This is a genomic window from Lentibacillus salinarum, assembly GCF_042679865.1.
Lineage (GTDB): Bacteria > Bacillota > Bacilli > Bacillales > Amphibacillaceae > Lentibacillus > Lentibacillus salinarum.
Genome location: NZ_JBHTNH010000002.1, coordinates 266312 through 284748, shown reverse-complemented (window position 1 = coordinate 284748; position 18437 = coordinate 266312). Strand labels below are relative to the sequence as shown.

Genomic DNA, 18437 nt, shown 5'->3' with positions numbered 1-18437 from the left:
CATATGATAAAAAAAGACTTACCAATAGATATCTTTTTTGACGCTACCGATCAGTAATTCCTGATATGTGTCACTCATAAACGAATCCGCTTTCAATACAGTGTGAAGTATTAAATCAACATAAATTGAACTAATCTCATCAATTGACTTTGCTCCGGATTGGTTATACCATTTGTACGTCCAGTTCACCATCCCCAATATGGCCATAGTCGTGATATCAACGGGGACCTCTTCACGGAATTCACCGGCATCTTTGCCTTCACTTAACACATCCATTATGATTTGCTTAAACTGGTCCCGTTTTTTCTTAATTTTTATTTCGTATTCCGGTTTCAAATAAATATTTTCCTGGTAAAAAACGGTGATGTGCGGTTTGTAAAGATCGAAAGTCTTAACAAAATCTTTAATGATGGCCTGCAGTTTCCTTGTTGGGTCAGGAAACATTTCGTTGGCAGCCGCTGCCTTCTCCAATACATACGTAATAAACGCATCATGAATAACAAACAATAACTCGTCCTTACTCGTAAAATGGTGGTAAAAACCGCCCTTGGATGTGCCTGTTTTCAACACAATCTCATTAACCGTGACACCGTGAAAACCGTATTTGTCAAACAACATTAAAGCGTCTTCTATAATCTTCTGTCGTAAGTCCGTTCCCACCGCTCCCTTCATGATAATACTGACAGTATATCATATTTTTCTGAAAACACAAAGAAAAACAGCAGACAGGTAACGGAAACTGTCTGCTGTTAACACTCAGTCGTCAAAAGGCGTCTGATACACCGCCTCTTTCCACACTCCGGTTACATCACCCTGATGATCACTGTCAATAACAAAGGAGCCGTTGCTGTAACGGTCACTGGTTGACAGTTCAAGCGGGAATAAATGGTGTGTTTCACCTTTACTGGTCCGGAAATAGATCGTATCGTGTTCATTAACCGTGTATAGTCCTCTGAGCCGGTGAGCTTTTGTTTTCAATTCACGCAACATGATCAATCCACGGTTTGCACGGCCGGATTTCTCAAATTCACTCAGCTTCATCCGTTTAACGGCACCACGGTGAGTCACAGCTACAATGGATGGTTCCGTTAGCTCATCGAAAACCTGGCCGCTGACAACATATTCATCTGCTTTGAGCTTAATCGCCTTTACACCTGCCGCCCGCTGTCCAACCACGGATATTTCTGATTCGTGATACCACAGGCCAAAACCTTTGTCGGAAGCAATAAACACATCGTAATGGCCATTAGTCTGGTAAACATCAATGACTTCATCATCATCTTTTAAATTCAGGGCAATCAGCGCCTTCGAATAGCGCTGCGCTTTATACAAGGCTAATTCACTGCGTTTGACCATACCATTTTTTGTAAAAAAGACAAGATATTGATCATCTTCAAATGTTCGTATCGGGATACTTTGAATAATTCTTTCATCTTTGCCGATGGAGACAAGGTTGGAAATATGCTGTCCGATGTCTTTCCACCTGATATCCGGCAATTCATGAACGGGCAGATAAATATAGTTGCCTTTGTTCGTGAACAGCAGGATATGATCTGTCGTGTTCAGTTCCATTAAACCAACCAGGTGATCGCCGTCTTTAATTCCGGGGTCCTCACCATTGGAAGCACCATAGGACCGGGTGCTCGTCCGTTTGACATAGCCGTCCCGCGTCGCTGAATAAACCACATCTTCACTTGCTACCGTTACCTCAATGTTAAACGTCAATTCTTCAATCTTATCTTCTATGGCCGTCTTCCGATTATCCGTAAACGTTCGCTTGATTTGACTTAAATCTTTTTTGATGTGCTGCCGCAGTTGTTTCTCGCTGGACAGTAATGTTTCCAGTGCCTCGATCCGTTTCTTCAATTCTTCAGCTTCTTCCTCAAGCTGAGTAACATCCGTATTCGTCAGCCGATATAGCTGCAGTGTGACAATAGCTTCGGCCTGCTGTTCCGAGAAGTCATATTGAGCTATGATTTGTTTTTTTGCATCCTGTTTATCCTTAGAAGCACGGATGGTTGTAATTAAATCATCTAAAATGGAAATGGCCTTAATGAGGCCTTCTACAATATGTTCCCGGTCTTTTGCTTTATTTAAATCAAAAACGGTTTGTCTTGTGACAACTTCTTTTTGATGCGCAATATAGGCGTCAAGTATTTGTGGCAATGACAAAAGGTCAGGTGTTTTATCATGGATGGCTACCATATTAAAGTTATACGTTATCTGAAGATCCGTATTTTTATATAAATAATTCAGGATGCCTTCACTGTTGGCTCCTTTTTTCAGCTCAATGACGACCCGCAAACCGGTACGATCCGTTTCATCCCGAACCTCGGCAATGCCTTCCACTTTGCGGTCAATCCGCAATTCATCCATTTTTTTAACCATCGTCGCTTTATTAACGTCGTACGGGATTTCGTCGATAACAATTTGCTGTCGGTTGCCGCGAATCTCTTCAATCGCTGCCTTCCCGCGGATGATAATTCTGCCTTTTCCCGTTTCATACGCCTTCCGGATACCATCGACACCTTGAATAATGCCACCTGTCGGAAAGTCTGGCCCCTTCATAACCTGCATTAATTCATCTACTGTGACAGAAGGTTTATCAATTTTCTTAATGACGGCGTCAATGACTTCACCCAGATTGTGCGGAGGTATGTCAGTGGCATACCCAGCCGATATGCCTGTTGATCCATTTACCAGTAAGTTCGGGAATTTTGCCGGCAGGACAATCGGCTCCATAATCGTATCATCAAAATTGGGAACGAAATCGACTGTTTCTTTTCCGATATCCCGCAACATTTCTGAAGCGATCTTTGACAGCCTTGATTCTGTATAACGCATAGCTGCAGGCGGGTCACCGTCAATACTTCCGTTATTTCCGTGCATTTCCACCAGGCTATTGCGCACTTTCCATTCCTGACTCAGCCGGACCATGGCATCATAGACGGACGTATCCCCATGTGGGTGATAATTCCCGATAACCGTCCCAACTGTTTTGGCTGCTTTGCGGAAAGATTTATCGTGTGTATTTCTCTCCTCATTCATGGCATATAAAATCCTGCGCTGGACAGGCTTCAGGCCATCCCGGACATCTGGCAATGCCCGTTCCTGAATGATATATTTACTGTATCGTCCAAATCGATCACCCAACACTTCTTCAAGTGGCAGGTCCAAAAAGTTTTCAGCTTTTGCCAAACCAATCCCCCCTGTACAACGTCACAACCGTTTCCTTTATTTTTGCTTAGTCTGAATGAATTTTATCATTTTCCAAAATGTTTGCATCTTCCGCCATACCAAATTCGACATGGCCTTCAATCCATTTTCTCCGCGGTTCGACTTTGTCCCCCATTAATGTGGTCACCCGTCTTTCGGCACGGGCAATATCATCAATCGTCACCCGGATCAGGGTTCGGGTTTCCGGATCCATCGTTGTCTCCCACAATTGATCTGCATTCATCTCACCAAGGCCTTTATAACGCTGAATGGTATAACCATTTTTAAATTCACTGATGGCTTTTTTCATTTCATCGTCATCCCATGCATAAACTGTTCGTTCCTTTTTGCCTTTTCCCTTCGTTATCTTATAAAGCGGCGGAAGAGCGATATAAACCATGCCAGCCTCAACAAGCTGGCGCATATACCGGTAAAAAAAGGTGAGGAGCAATACCTGGATATGGGCGCCGTCTGTGTCAGCATCGGTCATAATGATAATCTTATCGTATTGAATATCTTTTAAGTCAAAATCACCGCCAACACCCGCACCGATCGTATGAATGATCGTGGATATCTCTTCATTCTTTAAAATGTCCTGAATCTTGGCCTTTTCTGTATTAATAACCTTACCGCGTAATGGGAGCACTGCCTGGAACTTACGATCGCGGCCCTGTTTAGCTGAACCCCCGGCAGAATCACCTTCCACAAGATATAACTCATTTTTTTCCGGATTTTTCGATTGGGCTGGTGTCAATTTTCCGCTTAAAAGGGTATCTTTCCGTTTTTTCTTTTTTCCGGATCTCGATTCTTCTCTTGCTTTTCGTGCTGCTTCACGTGCCTCTCGTGCCCTGATGGCTTTACGCACCAGCGCTCCGGCGCCATCCGGGTTCTCCTCCAGAAAATAAGAAAGTTTTTCAGATACGACGGAATCAACAACTGACCGGGCTTCAGGTGTACCCAATTTATCCTTCGTCTGACCTTCAAACTGTAGCCATTCTTCAGGTATGCGAACCGAAACAATTGCCGTCAGACCTTCCCTGATATCCGTACCTTCAAGGTTTTTGTCTTTTTCTTTAAGGAACGATTTTTCTCTTGCATAATCATTAAACACCCGCGTTATGGCCGTTCTCGCGCCGGATTCATGCGTGCCGCCATCTTTTGTCCGTACATGGTTCACGAACGACAGCATATTTTCAGAAAATCCGTCATTGAATTGAAAAGCAAAATCCGTTTCGATGTCCTGCTGCTCACCTTCAAAGAAAACGACCGGATGCAATGTGTCTTTTTCTTCATTCAGGTATGTGACAAATGATTTCAGTCCGTCCGGGAATTGATACACGTCTTGCACCTGATGCCGTTTATCGGTCAGTTCAATCTTTAACCCTTTCAATAAAAAAGCTGCTTCTCTCAGCCGTTCGGACAATGTTTCAAAATTGTAGGTGGTTGTCGAAAAAATAGAGGGATCCGGTTTAAAGTGAATGATCGTCCCTTTCTTGTTTGTTTTACCCACTTTTTCCAATGACTTGACAGATTTACCACCGTCTTCAAACCGCTGCTTGTATTTTTGGCCATCGCGGAAAATGGTCACTTCCAGCCATTCGGACAGGCCGTTGACAACGGACGCACCTACGCCATGCAGACCACCGCTTGTCTTATAGCCGCCCTGGCCAAATTTTCCACCGGCATGCAGGACCGTAAAAATAACCTCAGTAGTTGGTCTGCCGCTGCTATGTACACCGGTTGGAATACCTCTTCCCGCATCTTCCACTGAAATACTGTCATCCTGATGAATGGTCACTTTTATCACGGACCCATAACCGGCTAAAGCCTCATCAACAGCATTATCAACAATCTCAAAAACTAAGTGATGCAGGCCGCGCTGATCGGTACTGCCTATATACATGCCTGGTCTTTTTCTTACCGCAGCAAGACCTTCCAGTACCTGAATGGAGTCATCTGTATAATGTAACGATTCGTTAGCCATGCAGTCCTGTCCCCTCTCTTTCTTTCCTAGGATACATGTTTTACGTTAATGATTTCAATGATAGAACAAACGTTTCAAATTGTAAACTTTATTCGTGTCTAAGGACGAGTGTTGCCTGCCATACATGTTTATCAGTATACTATAATATCAAAGAAGTACAAAAAAATAATGACCTGAACAGGCCATTCAATCAATTATTTTGATTTTATAACCCCTATCCTGCATGATTTTTGCAATTTGATAAGATGTGCGCCAGGGTTATTGGATAAACGACAACAGCGATCGTCTCAGCTACTGCAGAGCCTTTTAATCGTCTCGTTTGTCGGATTTTCCCACGTCATTCAGTATACCCTCTTTCGTTTTCAATCAAGCCTTCTTCCGCCAGATATTCACGGGCCACATCCACCGGATCCAGATCGTCATAGTCAACAGCGTAATTCATCTGGCGCATTTCTTCATCGGTTATACGGCCGCCAAGCTGATTCAACAGATCGGCCAATTCCGGATGTTTCGCCAACGTATCTTCACGTAATAATGGGGCACCTTGGTACGGTGGAAATAGATTCTCAGGATCATCCAGTATTGTCAGGTCCATATCGACCATGTAACTGTCCGTTGCATACGCATCGATAACATCCACCTCCTCATTTGCCAGGGCTTCTTGACGAATACCCGGTTCCATTGTTTGCACATCGGTAATAGCCAGATTATAAACGTCCTGCATGCCAACATAACCGTCATAACGATCTTTAAATTCCAGTGTAAAACCGGCCGTGATATCATTTTCGACCTTGCCCAAATCACCTATTGACTCAAGATTATATCTTTCGGCCAATTCTTCTGTCGTTGCAACAGCATACGTGTTATTGAATGCCATTGGTTCTAACATAATCATACCATATTCCGCTTCCATACCTTGCCTTGCCTGCTCATATACATCCTTTTTATCATTACTGTCCGTTTCCTGTTCCAAATGGGTCACGATAGCTGTGCCGGTGAATTCAGGATAAATGTCGATACTCCCGCTTTTCAAGGCGCTGAATACAAAGGCCGTTTTACCTAGCCCGGGTTCGAGCTCAACCGTCAGATCGGTCTCTGATTCAATCAGAAGCTTATACATATTAATCAAAATCGCTGGTTCAGAGCCAAGTTTCCCACCAATTGTAAGATCCGCCTGTTTTGCCGGCGAAACGAGAAACGGTGCAGCTACAATTAAAATGGCTAGTACCAGCATAGCTGTAAATGATTTAAACCCTGCCCATCTGGAAATGCGTTCAAATCCACGTAAAATAAAATCCAGTAGTACGGCCAATAATGCCGCTGGAATCGCACCAAGCAGAATAAGATTCAAATCGGCACCGCGGTCAATCCCTAGTAGAATCAGCTCGCCTAAACCGCCGGCCCCGATTAATGCCGCAATCGTCGTTGTCCCCACGATCAACACCATGGACGTCCGGATACCTGCCATGATAACCGGCATGGCAAGCGGCAGCTCTACTTTCGTCAGGCGTTTAAAGGAATTCATACCCATTCCTTTCGCTGCCTCTTTTAAAGCCGGCTCCACTTCCTTAATCCCTGTATAGGTGTTGCGTAAAATCGGCAACAGTCCATAAACGGTTAAGGCTATAATAGCCGGTGTCGTTCCAATCCCAAAAAATGGAATAAGAAAAGCCAAAACAGCCAGACTAGGGATTGTTTGCATAATGGCGGATATCCCAATGATTGGTTCTGCAACGCGCTGATATCTGGTCAATATAAGTCCCAACGGCACGGCAATCAAAATGGCTATAACCAATGATAACAGTGACACCTGCAAATGTTCCCAAATGGTCTCCAGCAGCAATTCCTGTCTGTTTTGAAAAACAGAAATGAATGCCTCCATTACCAGATCACCCCATCTTGCCTGGCTGTTTCCCGCTTCAAGTGTGCCACAACATCTTTATAAGTCAATATGCCGACAAGGTGGTCATTTTTTAGCACCGGAAAGATGGACTGGTTGTTTTCCTGTAAAATATCTGTTGCCTCGTCCAACGACAAATGATTCGCAAGTGTAACTACATCATCCGTTCTTTGTCCGTCAATGACAGCACCGACAAATTTATTTTGTTCATTTTTAATCATATATGTCCCATGTCCAGGAAAGGCGTTTTCTGTATACGCGGATGCTGAAATGATATGGGATGCCGTTTGATCTGCTATCACGTCAATTGCTGTCTGCCATGGCGATCGACGCTCACCGATAAAATCTTTGACAAAGTCTGTTTTGGGGTTTAGAACTAGCTGCTGGGGCGTATCCACCTGAACGATCCGGCCCTCTTTCATGAGACAGACGTGATCACCAAGTGCCAGCGCTTCATCCATATCATGGGTCACAAAAACAATTGTCTTCCTGATTTCCTGCTGCAGCTTTCTGATATCACGCTGCAATTGTTCACGGCTGATTGGGTCAATGGCACTGAAAGGTTCGTCCATTAAAATAATATCCGGATCAGCGGCCAGCGCCCGGATTACACCAACACGCTGCTGCTCACCACCTGAAAGTTCACTTGGTTTCCGCTGTCTGTATACGGACGGATCGAGCCCGACCATATCCAACAGTTCATTTGTTCTTTTTCGGATGTCTTGTCGTTTCCATTTCTTCATGTCCGGTACAATGGCAATATTTTCTTCAATTGTCATATGCGGGAATAAGGCAATTTCCTGAAGAACATAGCCAATATTCCACCGTAGTTCGTGAATATTGTAATCATTAATAGCCATTTCGTTTATGTATATCATCCCGTCCGTCGGTTCAATTAATCGATTAATCATTTTCATCGTTGTTGTTTTTCCACAGCCGCTCGGACCGATTAATGTTACGAGTTCGCCTTCATTAATTTTCAATGAAAAATTGTTAAGGGCTTCAGTTCCATCCGCGTAAACTTTTTTTATATTCTGGAATTCAATCATCCGTTTCTCCTTTTCGATAGTTTTCTACAATATAATGATCCATAACCGTTTTCATTATGTATTAAACGTTTTTTGACGCACCTTTTAATAAAGGTTCTTTGAAACGTCAATTCGTGGTAAAATAGACTAAAGTTATTTTGCACTGGAAAGTGGGAATGTTATGGAATTTTTAGCCTTTGCTCTGATCGCTTATTTATTGGGTTCCATCCCCTCAGGCGTCATTGTTGGAAAACTTGGTTACAATATGGATATCCGGGAACATGGGAGCGGTAATCTTGGTGCCACCAACACATTCCGTATCCTAGGTTTAAAAGCCGGTATCATTGTGACATTGGCCGATATCTTGAAAGGCACAGCCGCAACAATGGTTCCATTATTATTTGGTGCAGATGTGTTTCGTCTGGCAATCGGATTGTTTGCTGTTCTCGGGCACACGTATCCGCTGTTCGCCAAATTCAAGGGTGGGAAAGCCGTTGCCACGTCAGGTGGAATCATTCTCGGTATCAATCCTATTTTATTTGCTGTCATGGTGACGTCATTTCTCAGCACATTGTACATTTCCAAATATGTTTCCCTGTCATCCATGGTTACCGGATTCGTTGCCGTGATCGTGTCTGTTATTTTCCGCGATTGGGGACTGGTTATCGTAACAACCGCTTTGACCATTTTTGTGTTTTATCGTCACCGGGAAAACATCAGACGGATAAAAAATAAAACCGAACCGAAAATTAAATGGATGTAAGGTAATAAAGTTTAAATTTCATGGGGTTACTATCCGTTATATGCGGGATAAAGCCGATAAATTGAATCCTGATTCGAACGTTTAGTATACTATGGTAGTAATAGCTACTAATTGGAAGGGGTCACAGATCGTTATGGACAAAGCTAAGACAATTGCAACGAAACAGTTACCGGATAAAGCTGAACGTCAGAAACTATTTGGTTCTGTCGAGCCCGGTCCCAGAACAAAACCAAGCGAAAAAAGCAAAATGGCCGATTTACAAAATACAAAAAAAGACTTTTTATTTGACCTCGATGCTGTGGGTATTGCCAATGTGAAACATCCGATATCTATTGCAAGCAATCTGGAACCGAAAACACAAACGACGATCGGTACATTTGAGTTTTCCTCCAGCATTGAAAAATCCAGCAAGGGAACAAATATGAGTCGTTTCACAGAACAGCTTCAGGCGTTTCACCAAAAAGGATTTGTCATCGACTTGAAAACACTCAAGACATTCGCAAAAGACCTGGTCGAACGCCTGGATCAAAAAGATGCGGAAATCACGGTGCGATTCCCGTGGTTTTATGAACGCCGCGGGCCGCAATCGGATCTTTCCGGCATGAACCATGCGGATATTATGATCCGTGTCAACTATGATACAACAGCAGGCTATACGATGGAAGCTTCCTTAACATCACTTATCACGACGCTTTGCCCGTGCTCAAAAGAAATCAGTGAATACAGTGCCCATAACCAGCGCGGGGAAGTGACCATGACGGTCGGATTGGCAGAGGACTTTGATGAGGAGGCAACGGATTGGAAGGAATGGCTGCTTGAAGCGGCCGAAAGCAATGCTAGTGCCAGGCTGCATCCCGTACTCAAACGCCCTGACGAAAAAATGGTGACCGAACAGGCCTATGAAAATCCCCGTTTTGTTGAAGATTTGGCACGTCTGGTTGCAGCTGATTTATATGAAATGGCGTTTGTCACTAGGTTCCAGGTTCAATGCCGCAACGAGGAATCCATTCATATGCATGATGCCATCGCATCGATCACGTATGATAAACGACAGGATGAATCACCCCAAGAAGAAGGCTAAGCGAATATGACATATATTTTGATTGGTCTGATTAAATTTTACCGAAAAGCGATAAGTCCATTTAAACCGCCGACATGCCGTTTTTTTCCGACATGCTCTGAATATGGGCTGGAAGCTTTTCGACGGTTTGGCCTCTTTAAAGGTGGCTATCTGACAATCCGCCGCATTAGTAAATGCCACCCTTTCCATGCGGGCGGCGTGGATCCCGTACCGGAAAAACCTGAAAAATAAACAAAACCCACTCAGGGAGTGATCTGTTTGAATTTGTACGTCGCGCATGAAGCAGCCGAATGGTATAAAGCGGAATTCGACCTGAACGGTCAGTCTTATGTAAGGTTTTACGTCCGATATGGATTTGGCGGGAAAGTACCCGGTTTTTCATTGGCGGTCAGCCGTGATGTGCCGGATGATATATATGCTTCCACCAAGGTTAAAGGTGTGACATTTTTTATCGAGCGATCAGATGCTTGGTATTTCGATGACGAGGACTTAACCATTCAGTTGGGTAACGACAAACAAGAACCTGAATTTATCTACAGTTAAGAGGGGCTGACGTAACCAGTGCCCCCTTTTTTACGTTTCTATAATTATTGACTCTTTTCACAGATCAAATCGGTTTATTTGTTCCCATTGGGCTTCCTGCCTTAATATACTGGCCTGTGTCTCGCCGAAAAGATCAAAGTGCGGGTGTTCTCCATCCATATGGATCCAGGTAGCTTTCAAGTCGTACTTCGCGCCCCATTCAGTTAATTTCTGCAGGTCACGACATCCGACTTTTGTAACCGTATTACATCCGGGAAACCGTTCATCAATCCAATAATGGGTCAAAAAGCTTATATGGCCATCTGTCACTTCTGTTTTCCATTTTTCTAATTCATACCTGTCAATTCCAAAAGCCATTATGATTCTCCATTTACTTGCCGTAAATAAGCTTGGTGCCATTCGGGATATGCTTTACGCAAAGATAATGGACGAAAGGACGTCTTATGAACGATGACATGTGTCGTTGTCCCACTCACAGCAACGTCACCATTTTCCTTGAGGATATGGTAGCCGTAAACAGTCCGGATACCGTCGTATGTTTCAATCCATGTTTCAACCGCTGCCTGCTCACCATAACGGACCGGTTTTTTGAAACGCACCTGAGCGTCTGTTACCGGTGAAACAATTTCGTTTTTTTCCATATCGGTATATGTAAAACCAAGGCTTTCGATATATTTAGTCCGGCCAATTTCAAACCAGACGAGATAATTGGCGTGGTAAACAACGCCCATTTGGTCTGTTTCCTGGTATCTTACGTCAATCGGTGTGTTTGTTTTATGCAATTCTGCTTCCCCCTATCTGTTTGTATATAAAACAGTTTATCATATATCGGTTTTGAAATTGGATGATTTGCCCATACCGATTACACACGAAAACCTCAAACCATTATGTTAATGGTTTGAGGTTACTCTTATTGCTTCGCTTCATCTTTAATTTCCTGTCGCATGCCCTCGATCGCTTCTTCACGGCGTTTATTCTTTGCCTTGATCTTTTCTTTATCGTCTCCTGAGGCGTGCTTCATCGTCTCATGAGCTTCTTCGATATTTTGAATGGTATCCTGTACCATGTCCTGCAGCTTTTCAACATTGTCACTCCGGTCATCCGGCTTCGGCTCATAAGGATATTTGTCAGTCACTTCGATTCCCCTTTCCAAATTTAATGGTACTATTAAAGGTGTACCTGATTAAATTTTTTGCGGATAACGGAAAAATATACACTGGAAAACCGTGAGGCTCGTCCCTTACCCATTCAGCGGGGGCGAAAGGATCTCTTATCCTTTGACTTTTTGCCGTTTATGATTCCCCAATGTGAAACAAAAAAGCCTGTCCATAAACGTCAGGCTTTACCGTGAGCAGTCCTACTCTGCAGACTTCTGATCCAGGGACTCGTGCATTTTCGTTTCAACATTCTGTTCAATCCTGTCCAGTAGTGACGCATCCTGCAAAATCTGGTTGCGGTTTTCCCGTACAAGTTCATCAAACGACAATCGCTTCTTCAACGCCATCGAAACCACCCCTTTTTAAAGCTTATCCGAAATTATTATGGATCAAGCGATGTTTTAGGAGTAGTATTACCATTATTTTAAAAATTTATCCTGGTATTATGTTAATTTTTCCAGCATATCGACCATAAAATCAAACGTCATTGGTCCAAGCTTTGGTGGTTCCTGGACTTTTCCATCCGTTCCGATAAAATAAGACGTTGGTACGTTATAAACGTTATACTGCTCCTGGATTTCCGAGTCCCGATCCAGTGGAACGGGATACGTATAATCATGTTCATCAACATATTCCCGTACAGCATCGACGCTTGAATCATTACCGGTCAGGTTAACCGCAACGACTTGTACCTGATCACCATATTCCTCATGAAATTGCTGCATTTCCGGCATTTCCTCTTTACATGGACCGCACCATGACGCCCAAAAGTTTAGGATTACTTTTTGGCCACGTAATTCTGATAATCGGAACGTGTCCCCCGACAGTGTGTCGACCTCAAAATCCGGTGCAAAGTTTCCTTCCTCCACGCCTGTCTCCCCCGGTGGAACAATCGCTGCACCTTCCGTGTTTTCGTTATCATGCTCAGTATAATCGTCTTCTCCAACATCGATAAAATTTATAACGGTCAGGCCAATTAAGGCAAGAAGCAGGGCTATACCAAGTAATCGTTTAATCATGACTATTCTCCTTGTCCTTTACAATTGATCTGATTCAATCGTATAGACCGCCCCAATCAATGTAAAGCTAAATGCGCATATTGTTATAAATTTTTCAAAAAGACGAGCACCCTACTTAACATTGTAGAAATGCCCCTTTTTAGGACCTCCATATGATAACGAAAAAAGCCAATACACCGGAATAGATCCGGAGTATTGGCTCCTGTTTGGCAGCTTATTGCACAACATTACTGGTAGATTCCAGCTTATTGCGTAATACCATTTGCAGAATACCACCGTGACGGTAGTAATCAACCTCAACGTCACTGTCGAAACGTGCAATAACGTGAAATTCCGTTTCATTTCCTTCTTCATCAATGGCTGTTACTTTAACACGATCATGCGGTTTGACATGTTCGTCAATTTCGACATTGAATGTTTCGTTACCAGTCAATCCGAGTTTATCAGCGCTGTCACCCTTTTCAAACTGCAGCGGCAGCACACCCATCATAACCAGATTGGAACGGTGAATCCGTTCAAAGCTTTCAGCGATAACTGTTTTGATGCCCAACAGATTTGTCCCTTTGGCTGCCCAGTCACGTGATGAACCCATTCCATAATCTTTTCCGCCGATGACAAGCAGTCCTGTATCATTTTCCTGATACTTCATGGCAGCATCATAAAACGGCATAAGTTCACCAGTTGGCCAGTATGTGGTATAGCCGCCTTCTTTACCTTGTGCCAGTAAGTTACGGATGCGGATATTGGCAAACGTACCGCGCATCATAACTTCATGGTTGCCGCGACGTGATCCGTATGAGTTAAAGTTCCGTGGTGATACGCCTTTTTCCTGCAGGTACTGGCCGGCCGGCATATCCTTGGCGATAGCGCCTGCCGGTGAGATATGGTCGGTTGTCACGGAGTCACCAAATTTACCAATGACCCGCAAGTTGTTTAATGATTCAACTTTCCCGGCTTCTCTTGATAATCCTTCAAAGAATGGCGGGTTTTGAATATAAGTTGATTCACTGTCCCATTCGAATAAAGGTTCATCAGTTGTTTTGATTTCATTCCATTTTTCATTGGAATTAAATACACTTTCATATTCTTTACGGAAAATCTCCGGTGTAACAACACTTTGGACAGCATTTTTAATCTCGTCCATTGTTGGCCAGATATCCTCTAAATAAATTGGCTTGCCGTCAGCATCGGTTCCAAGTGTATCGTTTGTCAAATCAACATCGACAGTTCCTGCCAATGCGTATGCCACAACTAATGGGGGTGATGCTAAATAGTTAGCTTTTACCAGCGGGTGGATACGTCCTTCAAAGTTACGGTTACCCGACAAGACAGAAGAAACCGTTAAATCACTTTCCTCAATAGCTTTTTCAATTTCCGGGCGTAGTGGTCCGGAATTTCCAATACATGTCGTACATCCGTAGCCGACAAGGTTAAAGCCAAGCTGGTTCAGGTATTCCTGTAATCCTGAATCATCCAGATAGCGTGTCACGACTTTAGACCCTGGAGCCAGTGATGTTTTAACATATTCCGGTACTTTCAAGCCTTTTTCAACAGCTTTTTTCGCGAGCAATCCGGCACCGAGCATAACATACGGATTGGATGTATTGGTACATGATGTAATCGCTGCGATCGCAAGTGCGCCAGTTTTCATCACGGATGTTTCGCCGTTTGGATGTTCAACAGGAGCTTCCTTTTCAAACTCCGATTCATCCATACCTAACCCCTGATTGCCGGCTGGTGCTGTGACCGCTTTATTGAATTCTTTTTTCATGTCCGACAGCGCAATTAAATCCTGCGGGCGCTTTGGTCCTGACAAATTTGGCTCAAGTTCGGACAAGTTGATTTCGACAAGCTCTGTATACTCAGGATCTTCTTGATCAGCTGAATACCACAGATCGTTCTCTTTGCAATACTTTTCAACAAGTGCAATCTGTTCCTCACTGCGGCCGGTTAACCGGAGATAATTCAGTGATTCGTCATCAACCGGGAAGAAACCGCATGTTGCGCCATATTCAGGTGCCATATTGGAAATGGTGGCACGATCGGCGAGCGGCATATCTTTCAGTCCAGGGCCAAAATACTCCACAAACTTGCCGACAACATTTTTCTCGCGTAAAACTTGTGTCACTTTTAAGGCCAAATCTGTTGCAGTCGTTCCTTGCGGGAAGCTGCCGGTAAATTTAACACCAATCACTTCCGGTGACGGGAAATAAGATGGTTGCCCCAGCATACCTGCTTCCGCCTCAATACCGCCGACACCCCAGCCGAGAACACCTAAACCGTTAATCATTGTCGTGTGAGAGTCAGTCCCGACTAACGTATCTGGAAAAGCATCATATGTGCCATCTTCATGTTCAATGCCATGAACAACATTTGCGATATATTCCAGGTTTACCTGGTGAACAATACCTGTTGCCGGCGGAACGGCGCGGTAGTTTTCAAAGGCTTTCTGTGCCCAATGCAAAAATTCATAACGTTCCATATTCCGTTCAAATTCCAGTTCCATATTCGCTTTCAGTGCATTCGGTGTGCCATATTGATCCACCTGTACCGAGTGGTCAATAACCAAATCCACCGGTACTTCCGGATTGATTTTATCCGGCTCACCGCCCATGTCAACCATGGCTTTACGCAATGAAGCAAGATCAACGACAGCTGGTACCCCGGTGAAATCCTGGAGAATGACACGCGACGGTTTGAAAGGTACATCGACCCCTTTTCCGTCACTTGTTCCCCATTGAGACAAGCCTTCTACATGTTCATCCTTAATGACATGACCATCCTGCTGGCGCATGAGTGATTCCAGCAATACGCGAACAGAAAAAGGAAGACGTGAAACCTTACCCACACCAGCATCTTCAATGGCTCTTAATTGGTAAAAGTTGTACGTTTGCCCATTTAAGTCAAACTGCTTTTTCGCATCAATTCCCATAAAAGCTTTACTCCTTCCTATCGCCTTTTTGTCAGCACATCCATTTTGACAAAAAATTACCTACAAATATATCTTATATCAAAAAAATCTATAAAACAATCGTTTCCCGCCGAATGCTATATATGGATAAATTATTAAAAGTGATAAGTAAATATTATATCAATCTATGTATAAATCAAGTATTATTTATCTTGGGATTGCGGCAAAATAACTCTAAAAGTGCTGCCTTTATCTTCATTTTGTAAAATGTCCAGTCGCCCACCATGCCGTTCAAGAATTTGTCGGCTAATCATCAGACCAAGACCTGTACCATTCTGTTTTGTCGTGAAAAAAGGTTCTCCGAGCTTATGGATAACATCTTCAGGTATCCCTGGCCCCTCATCGCTAATATCAATTTCAATTTCATCTTTATGTAACCGGGTGTTCACGTTTATGAAGCCGGGCTCGTCCATGGCCTCAACCGCATTTTTGAATAGATTCGTAAAAACCTGTTTAATTTGTGATCGGTCACAATTGACAACCTGAGTTGTATCCTGTTTCTGCTGAATGTTAATGTTTTTTAAATCGGCTTGTGGTTTTAACAGCGTCACAACATCTTTAATCATTTCCGATAAATTCTCCACTACCTTATGATCAGTCATTGGTTTGGAAATGAACAATAGTTCCGATGTGATGTTCTCCATTTTCTCAATCTCATCAACCATGATTTTATAAAATTCATCTTCTTTATTCACTCCGGCCTGCAAAAGCTGCAAAAAACCTTTCAGCGATGTAAGTGGATTACGGATTTCATGGGCAATTCCCGCAGCAAGTTGACCGGCAACAGACATCTTCTCGGACCGGATCATCATTTCTTCCGCTTCTTTCTTGTCTGTGATGTCCTTTGTCGCCGCGATATAATATAAATGGCCACTGGCATCTTTAACCGAGGTTACCAAATTCTCTGTCCAAATACTTTTACCATCCAGGTTGTGTATATGAATGTTAAATATTTGCTGTTTATGAAGTGTTGAATCAAAGTTCTGTTTTATATACGAGGTATCTTCCGGGGAAACCCATTCATGCCACTTCGTCCCCATTAAATCTGTCACACGATAACCAAGTAACTGCTCTACTGTTTTTGAAATATAGATTATAACACCATATTGATCCCATACAGTAATAAAACCGGTCATATTCTGATCGATCCATTGAAGGATGGGGCTAGGTAACGAAGCCAAATTACGCAGTTCGGGAAATTCCGGGGATGGTGGCGTATGGAGTCCGTTTTTATTGTTTTCTGTCGTTTCCTCGCAATGATTGTTAGCCATCCTATTGCCTCCTTACCTGTTTAATGTTTCTGTTGTCAGTCATTCATATGACAAATTAACAGCAAATATGCTAATATAATGTATATAGAAACTATTTAATTGTAATAAATTATAATATAGTTAATGTCGAATGTAAAAAATTGCTGAATAAATTTATTTCATGACAGGCAAGTATCAGTATGGTACTATAATAGCCTATAAGCATTAAAAGTTAAAGGAAAATTTTGTTACTAGTGATAATGCAAACACAATACAGGTGATAATATGTCAGTCATAGGTGATGCTCTGATTGTTTTATGGGGATTTTTGCTAATCATTTTGATGGGTATCGGCGGATTTTTTATGTTTCGCAAGTTCCTGAAACAATTGCCGAAGGAAGACGGTAAATCAAACATGGACTGGGAAGCGTACTATGTGGAAAAAACGAGACATATGTGGCGCGAGCAAGAAAAATTACTGCTGGAAGAATTAGTCGCCCCTGTTCCCGAATTATTCAGGGATGTAGCAAGGCATAGAATTGTTGGCAAAATTGGGGAAGGAGCTTTAAAAAAAGAACACGAGATAATCACAGAGGACATATTAATAAAAGGCTATATTTTAGCAACACCAAAACGGGACCATAAATTTTTAAGAAAAAAATTAAAGGAAAAAGAAATTGATGTGACCCCTTATGAACACTTATTTAAGTTATCCCGTAACAATTATGCCCAAAATTGGAAGTCTCGCTATGAAAAAAATTAATTAAGAAAACAATGGAACTGAAATCAAAATCGGCTAATCAGCTTAGCCTCCAACATTATAAAAAATGGCAACTGACCCGGCTGAATAAGGGGCGTTGCCATTTTTTGCGAAAACAGTTATTGGCGGACATTTTCCGGGCCGCGCAAAATCAGGCGACAGAATCCGCGATGTTACTTTATGTGGGACAGATACTTCAAACTGGCTGCTGGAATTTGTATGTATTCAGACCAATTTATGTTGGTTCAGTGTATTTCAGTTCCTTTTCCAATTTTTTGAATTTATACAGCATAGCCAAGCGCCATGACACAATCATGCCAAATGCCAGCAGGAAAAACATACCGCTCGTTTCCCCAACGGAAACGGTCGCGCCAATGATCAACTTAATGATAATCCTAAGCAGCAACAAGCCAAATAACACAAAAACAAATGCCTTGGACGGGATCAAATATATCTCCCTATTCTTTATTTCAAATTTGGATGTTTTTATCAGTAAAACGGAAAAGATCATACCAACCAACATTGCTTCCAATACCTGTAATATATCGACCCGGAAGACAGGGATTAAAAACATAAGTGCGCCTGTACTCATAAATAACGGCGGCAATATAATTTTTTTGACAGATGCCGGTTTTTGGGATGCTTTTAACCGGACAAATATCATGGTAATCGCCATAAACGCTGCAACGATGGTGCTTGCTGTCAGCCAGAACATTACTCACCAACTCTTTCTCAGCTTCTGGTTAATCGGTTCCAAATCATGGAA

Annotated in this window: 18 protein-coding genes; 5 read left to right on the top strand and 13 right to left on the bottom strand. The window is 42.8% G+C overall.

Annotated elements, in window-relative coordinates; all coding sequences use genetic code 11:
- Window positions 1-18 precede the first annotated feature (18 nt).
- The 5 genes from ACFQ4A_RS02155 to ACFQ4A_RS02135 form a co-directional block, all read right to left on the bottom strand.
- Entirely contained in the window at window positions 19-672 is a 654-nt protein-coding gene (locus tag ACFQ4A_RS02155) for a TetR/AcrR family transcriptional regulator (RefSeq protein WP_382397189.1), read from the bottom strand.
- Window positions 673-756: 84 nt separating this feature from the next.
- Entirely contained in the window at window positions 757-3198 is a 2442-nt protein-coding gene (parC, locus tag ACFQ4A_RS02150; RefSeq protein WP_382397188.1) for a DNA topoisomerase IV subunit A, read from the bottom strand.
- A gap of 46 nt (window positions 3199-3244) precedes the next feature.
- Window positions 3245-5200, bottom strand: coding sequence for a DNA topoisomerase IV subunit B (gene parE / locus ACFQ4A_RS02145; RefSeq protein WP_382397187.1), 1956 nt, complete (start codon window positions 5198-5200; stop codon window positions 3245-3247).
- 337 nt (window positions 5201-5537) lie between these two features.
- Window positions 5538-7082, bottom strand: coding sequence for an ABC transporter permease/substrate-binding protein (locus tag ACFQ4A_RS02140; RefSeq protein WP_382397186.1), 1545 nt, complete (start codon window positions 7080-7082; stop codon window positions 5538-5540).
- Window positions 7082-8149 carry an ABC transporter ATP-binding protein gene (locus tag ACFQ4A_RS02135; RefSeq protein WP_382397185.1) on the bottom strand — a complete coding sequence of 356 codons (1068 nt, stop codon included), beginning with the start codon at window positions 8147-8149 and terminating at the stop codon, window positions 7082-7084. The genes ACFQ4A_RS02140 and ACFQ4A_RS02135 overlap by 1 nt, the downstream gene beginning before the upstream one ends.
- Before the next feature lie 160 nt (window positions 8150-8309).
- On the opposite strand from ACFQ4A_RS02135, the gene plsY reads away from it, so the two are divergent.
- From plsY to ACFQ4A_RS02115, 4 genes are all read left to right on the top strand, one after another.
- On the top strand, window positions 8310-8891 hold the full coding sequence (gene plsY, locus ACFQ4A_RS02130; protein WP_382397184.1) for a glycerol-3-phosphate 1-O-acyltransferase PlsY: 582 nt from the start codon (window positions 8310-8312) through the stop codon (window positions 8889-8891).
- 133 nt (window positions 8892-9024) lie between these two features.
- A complete protein-coding gene (gene folE2, locus ACFQ4A_RS02125) occupies window positions 9025-9972 on the top strand; it encodes a GTP cyclohydrolase FolE2 (protein ID WP_382397183.1) in 948 nt (315 codons plus the stop codon).
- A gap of 6 nt (window positions 9973-9978) precedes the next feature.
- On the top strand, window positions 9979-10203 hold the full coding sequence (gene yidD / locus ACFQ4A_RS02120) for a membrane protein insertion efficiency factor YidD (protein WP_382397182.1): 225 nt from the start codon (window positions 9979-9981) through the stop codon (window positions 10201-10203).
- A 27-nt stretch (window positions 10204-10230) separates the two neighbouring features.
- Window positions 10231-10515, top strand: coding sequence for a HesB/YadR/YfhF family protein (locus ACFQ4A_RS02115; protein ID WP_382397181.1), 285 nt, complete (start codon window positions 10231-10233; stop codon window positions 10513-10515).
- 57 nt (window positions 10516-10572) lie between these two features.
- On the opposite strand, the gene ACFQ4A_RS02110 is transcribed toward ACFQ4A_RS02115, so the two are convergent.
- From ACFQ4A_RS02110 to ACFQ4A_RS02080, 7 genes are all read right to left on the bottom strand, one after another.
- Window positions 10573-10872, bottom strand: a complete 300-nt coding sequence (locus tag ACFQ4A_RS02110) for a hypothetical protein (protein ID WP_382397180.1) — start codon at window positions 10870-10872, stop codon at window positions 10573-10575.
- Window positions 10872-11297, bottom strand: coding sequence for an acyl-CoA thioesterase (locus ACFQ4A_RS02105; RefSeq protein ID WP_382397179.1), 426 nt, complete (start codon window positions 11295-11297; stop codon window positions 10872-10874). The genes ACFQ4A_RS02110 and ACFQ4A_RS02105 overlap by 1 nt, the downstream gene beginning before the upstream one ends.
- 128 nt (window positions 11298-11425) lie before the next feature.
- Window positions 11426-11650: a small acid-soluble spore protein Tlp gene (gene tlp, locus ACFQ4A_RS02100; protein WP_382397178.1), complete on the bottom strand. Its 225-nt coding sequence runs from the start codon at window positions 11648-11650 to the stop codon at window positions 11426-11428.
- Window positions 11651-11872: 222 nt separating this feature from the next.
- A complete protein-coding gene (locus tag ACFQ4A_RS02095; RefSeq protein WP_382397177.1) occupies window positions 11873-12019 on the bottom strand; it encodes an FbpB family small basic protein in 147 nt (48 codons plus the stop codon).
- Window positions 12020-12115: 96 nt separating this feature from the next.
- Window positions 12116-12691 carry a TlpA family protein disulfide reductase gene (locus ACFQ4A_RS02090; RefSeq protein WP_382397176.1) on the bottom strand — a complete coding sequence of 192 codons (576 nt, stop codon included), beginning with the start codon at window positions 12689-12691 and terminating at the stop codon, window positions 12116-12118.
- A 214-nt stretch (window positions 12692-12905) separates the two neighbouring features.
- Window positions 12906-15623 carry an aconitate hydratase AcnA gene (gene acnA, locus ACFQ4A_RS02085; RefSeq protein ID WP_382397175.1) on the bottom strand — a complete coding sequence of 906 codons (2718 nt, stop codon included), beginning with the start codon at window positions 15621-15623 and terminating at the stop codon, window positions 12906-12908.
- A 182-nt stretch (window positions 15624-15805) separates the two neighbouring features.
- Entirely contained in the window at window positions 15806-16933 is a 1128-nt protein-coding gene (locus ACFQ4A_RS02080; protein ID WP_382397174.1) for an ATP-binding protein, read from the bottom strand.
- Window positions 16934-17197: 264 nt separating this feature from the next.
- On the opposite strand from ACFQ4A_RS02080, the gene ACFQ4A_RS02075 reads away from it, so the two are divergent.
- On the top strand, window positions 17198-17674 hold the full coding sequence (locus tag ACFQ4A_RS02075) for a DUF2621 family protein (protein WP_382397173.1): 477 nt from the start codon (window positions 17198-17200) through the stop codon (window positions 17672-17674).
- Window positions 17675-17906: 232 nt separating this feature from the next.
- Here the strand turns inward: ACFQ4A_RS02075 and ACFQ4A_RS02070 are convergent, their stop codons facing one another.
- Window positions 17907-18386, bottom strand: coding sequence for a CcdC family protein (locus tag ACFQ4A_RS02070; RefSeq protein ID WP_382397172.1), 480 nt, complete (start codon window positions 18384-18386; stop codon window positions 17907-17909).
- Window positions 18387-18437 lie beyond the last annotated feature (51 nt).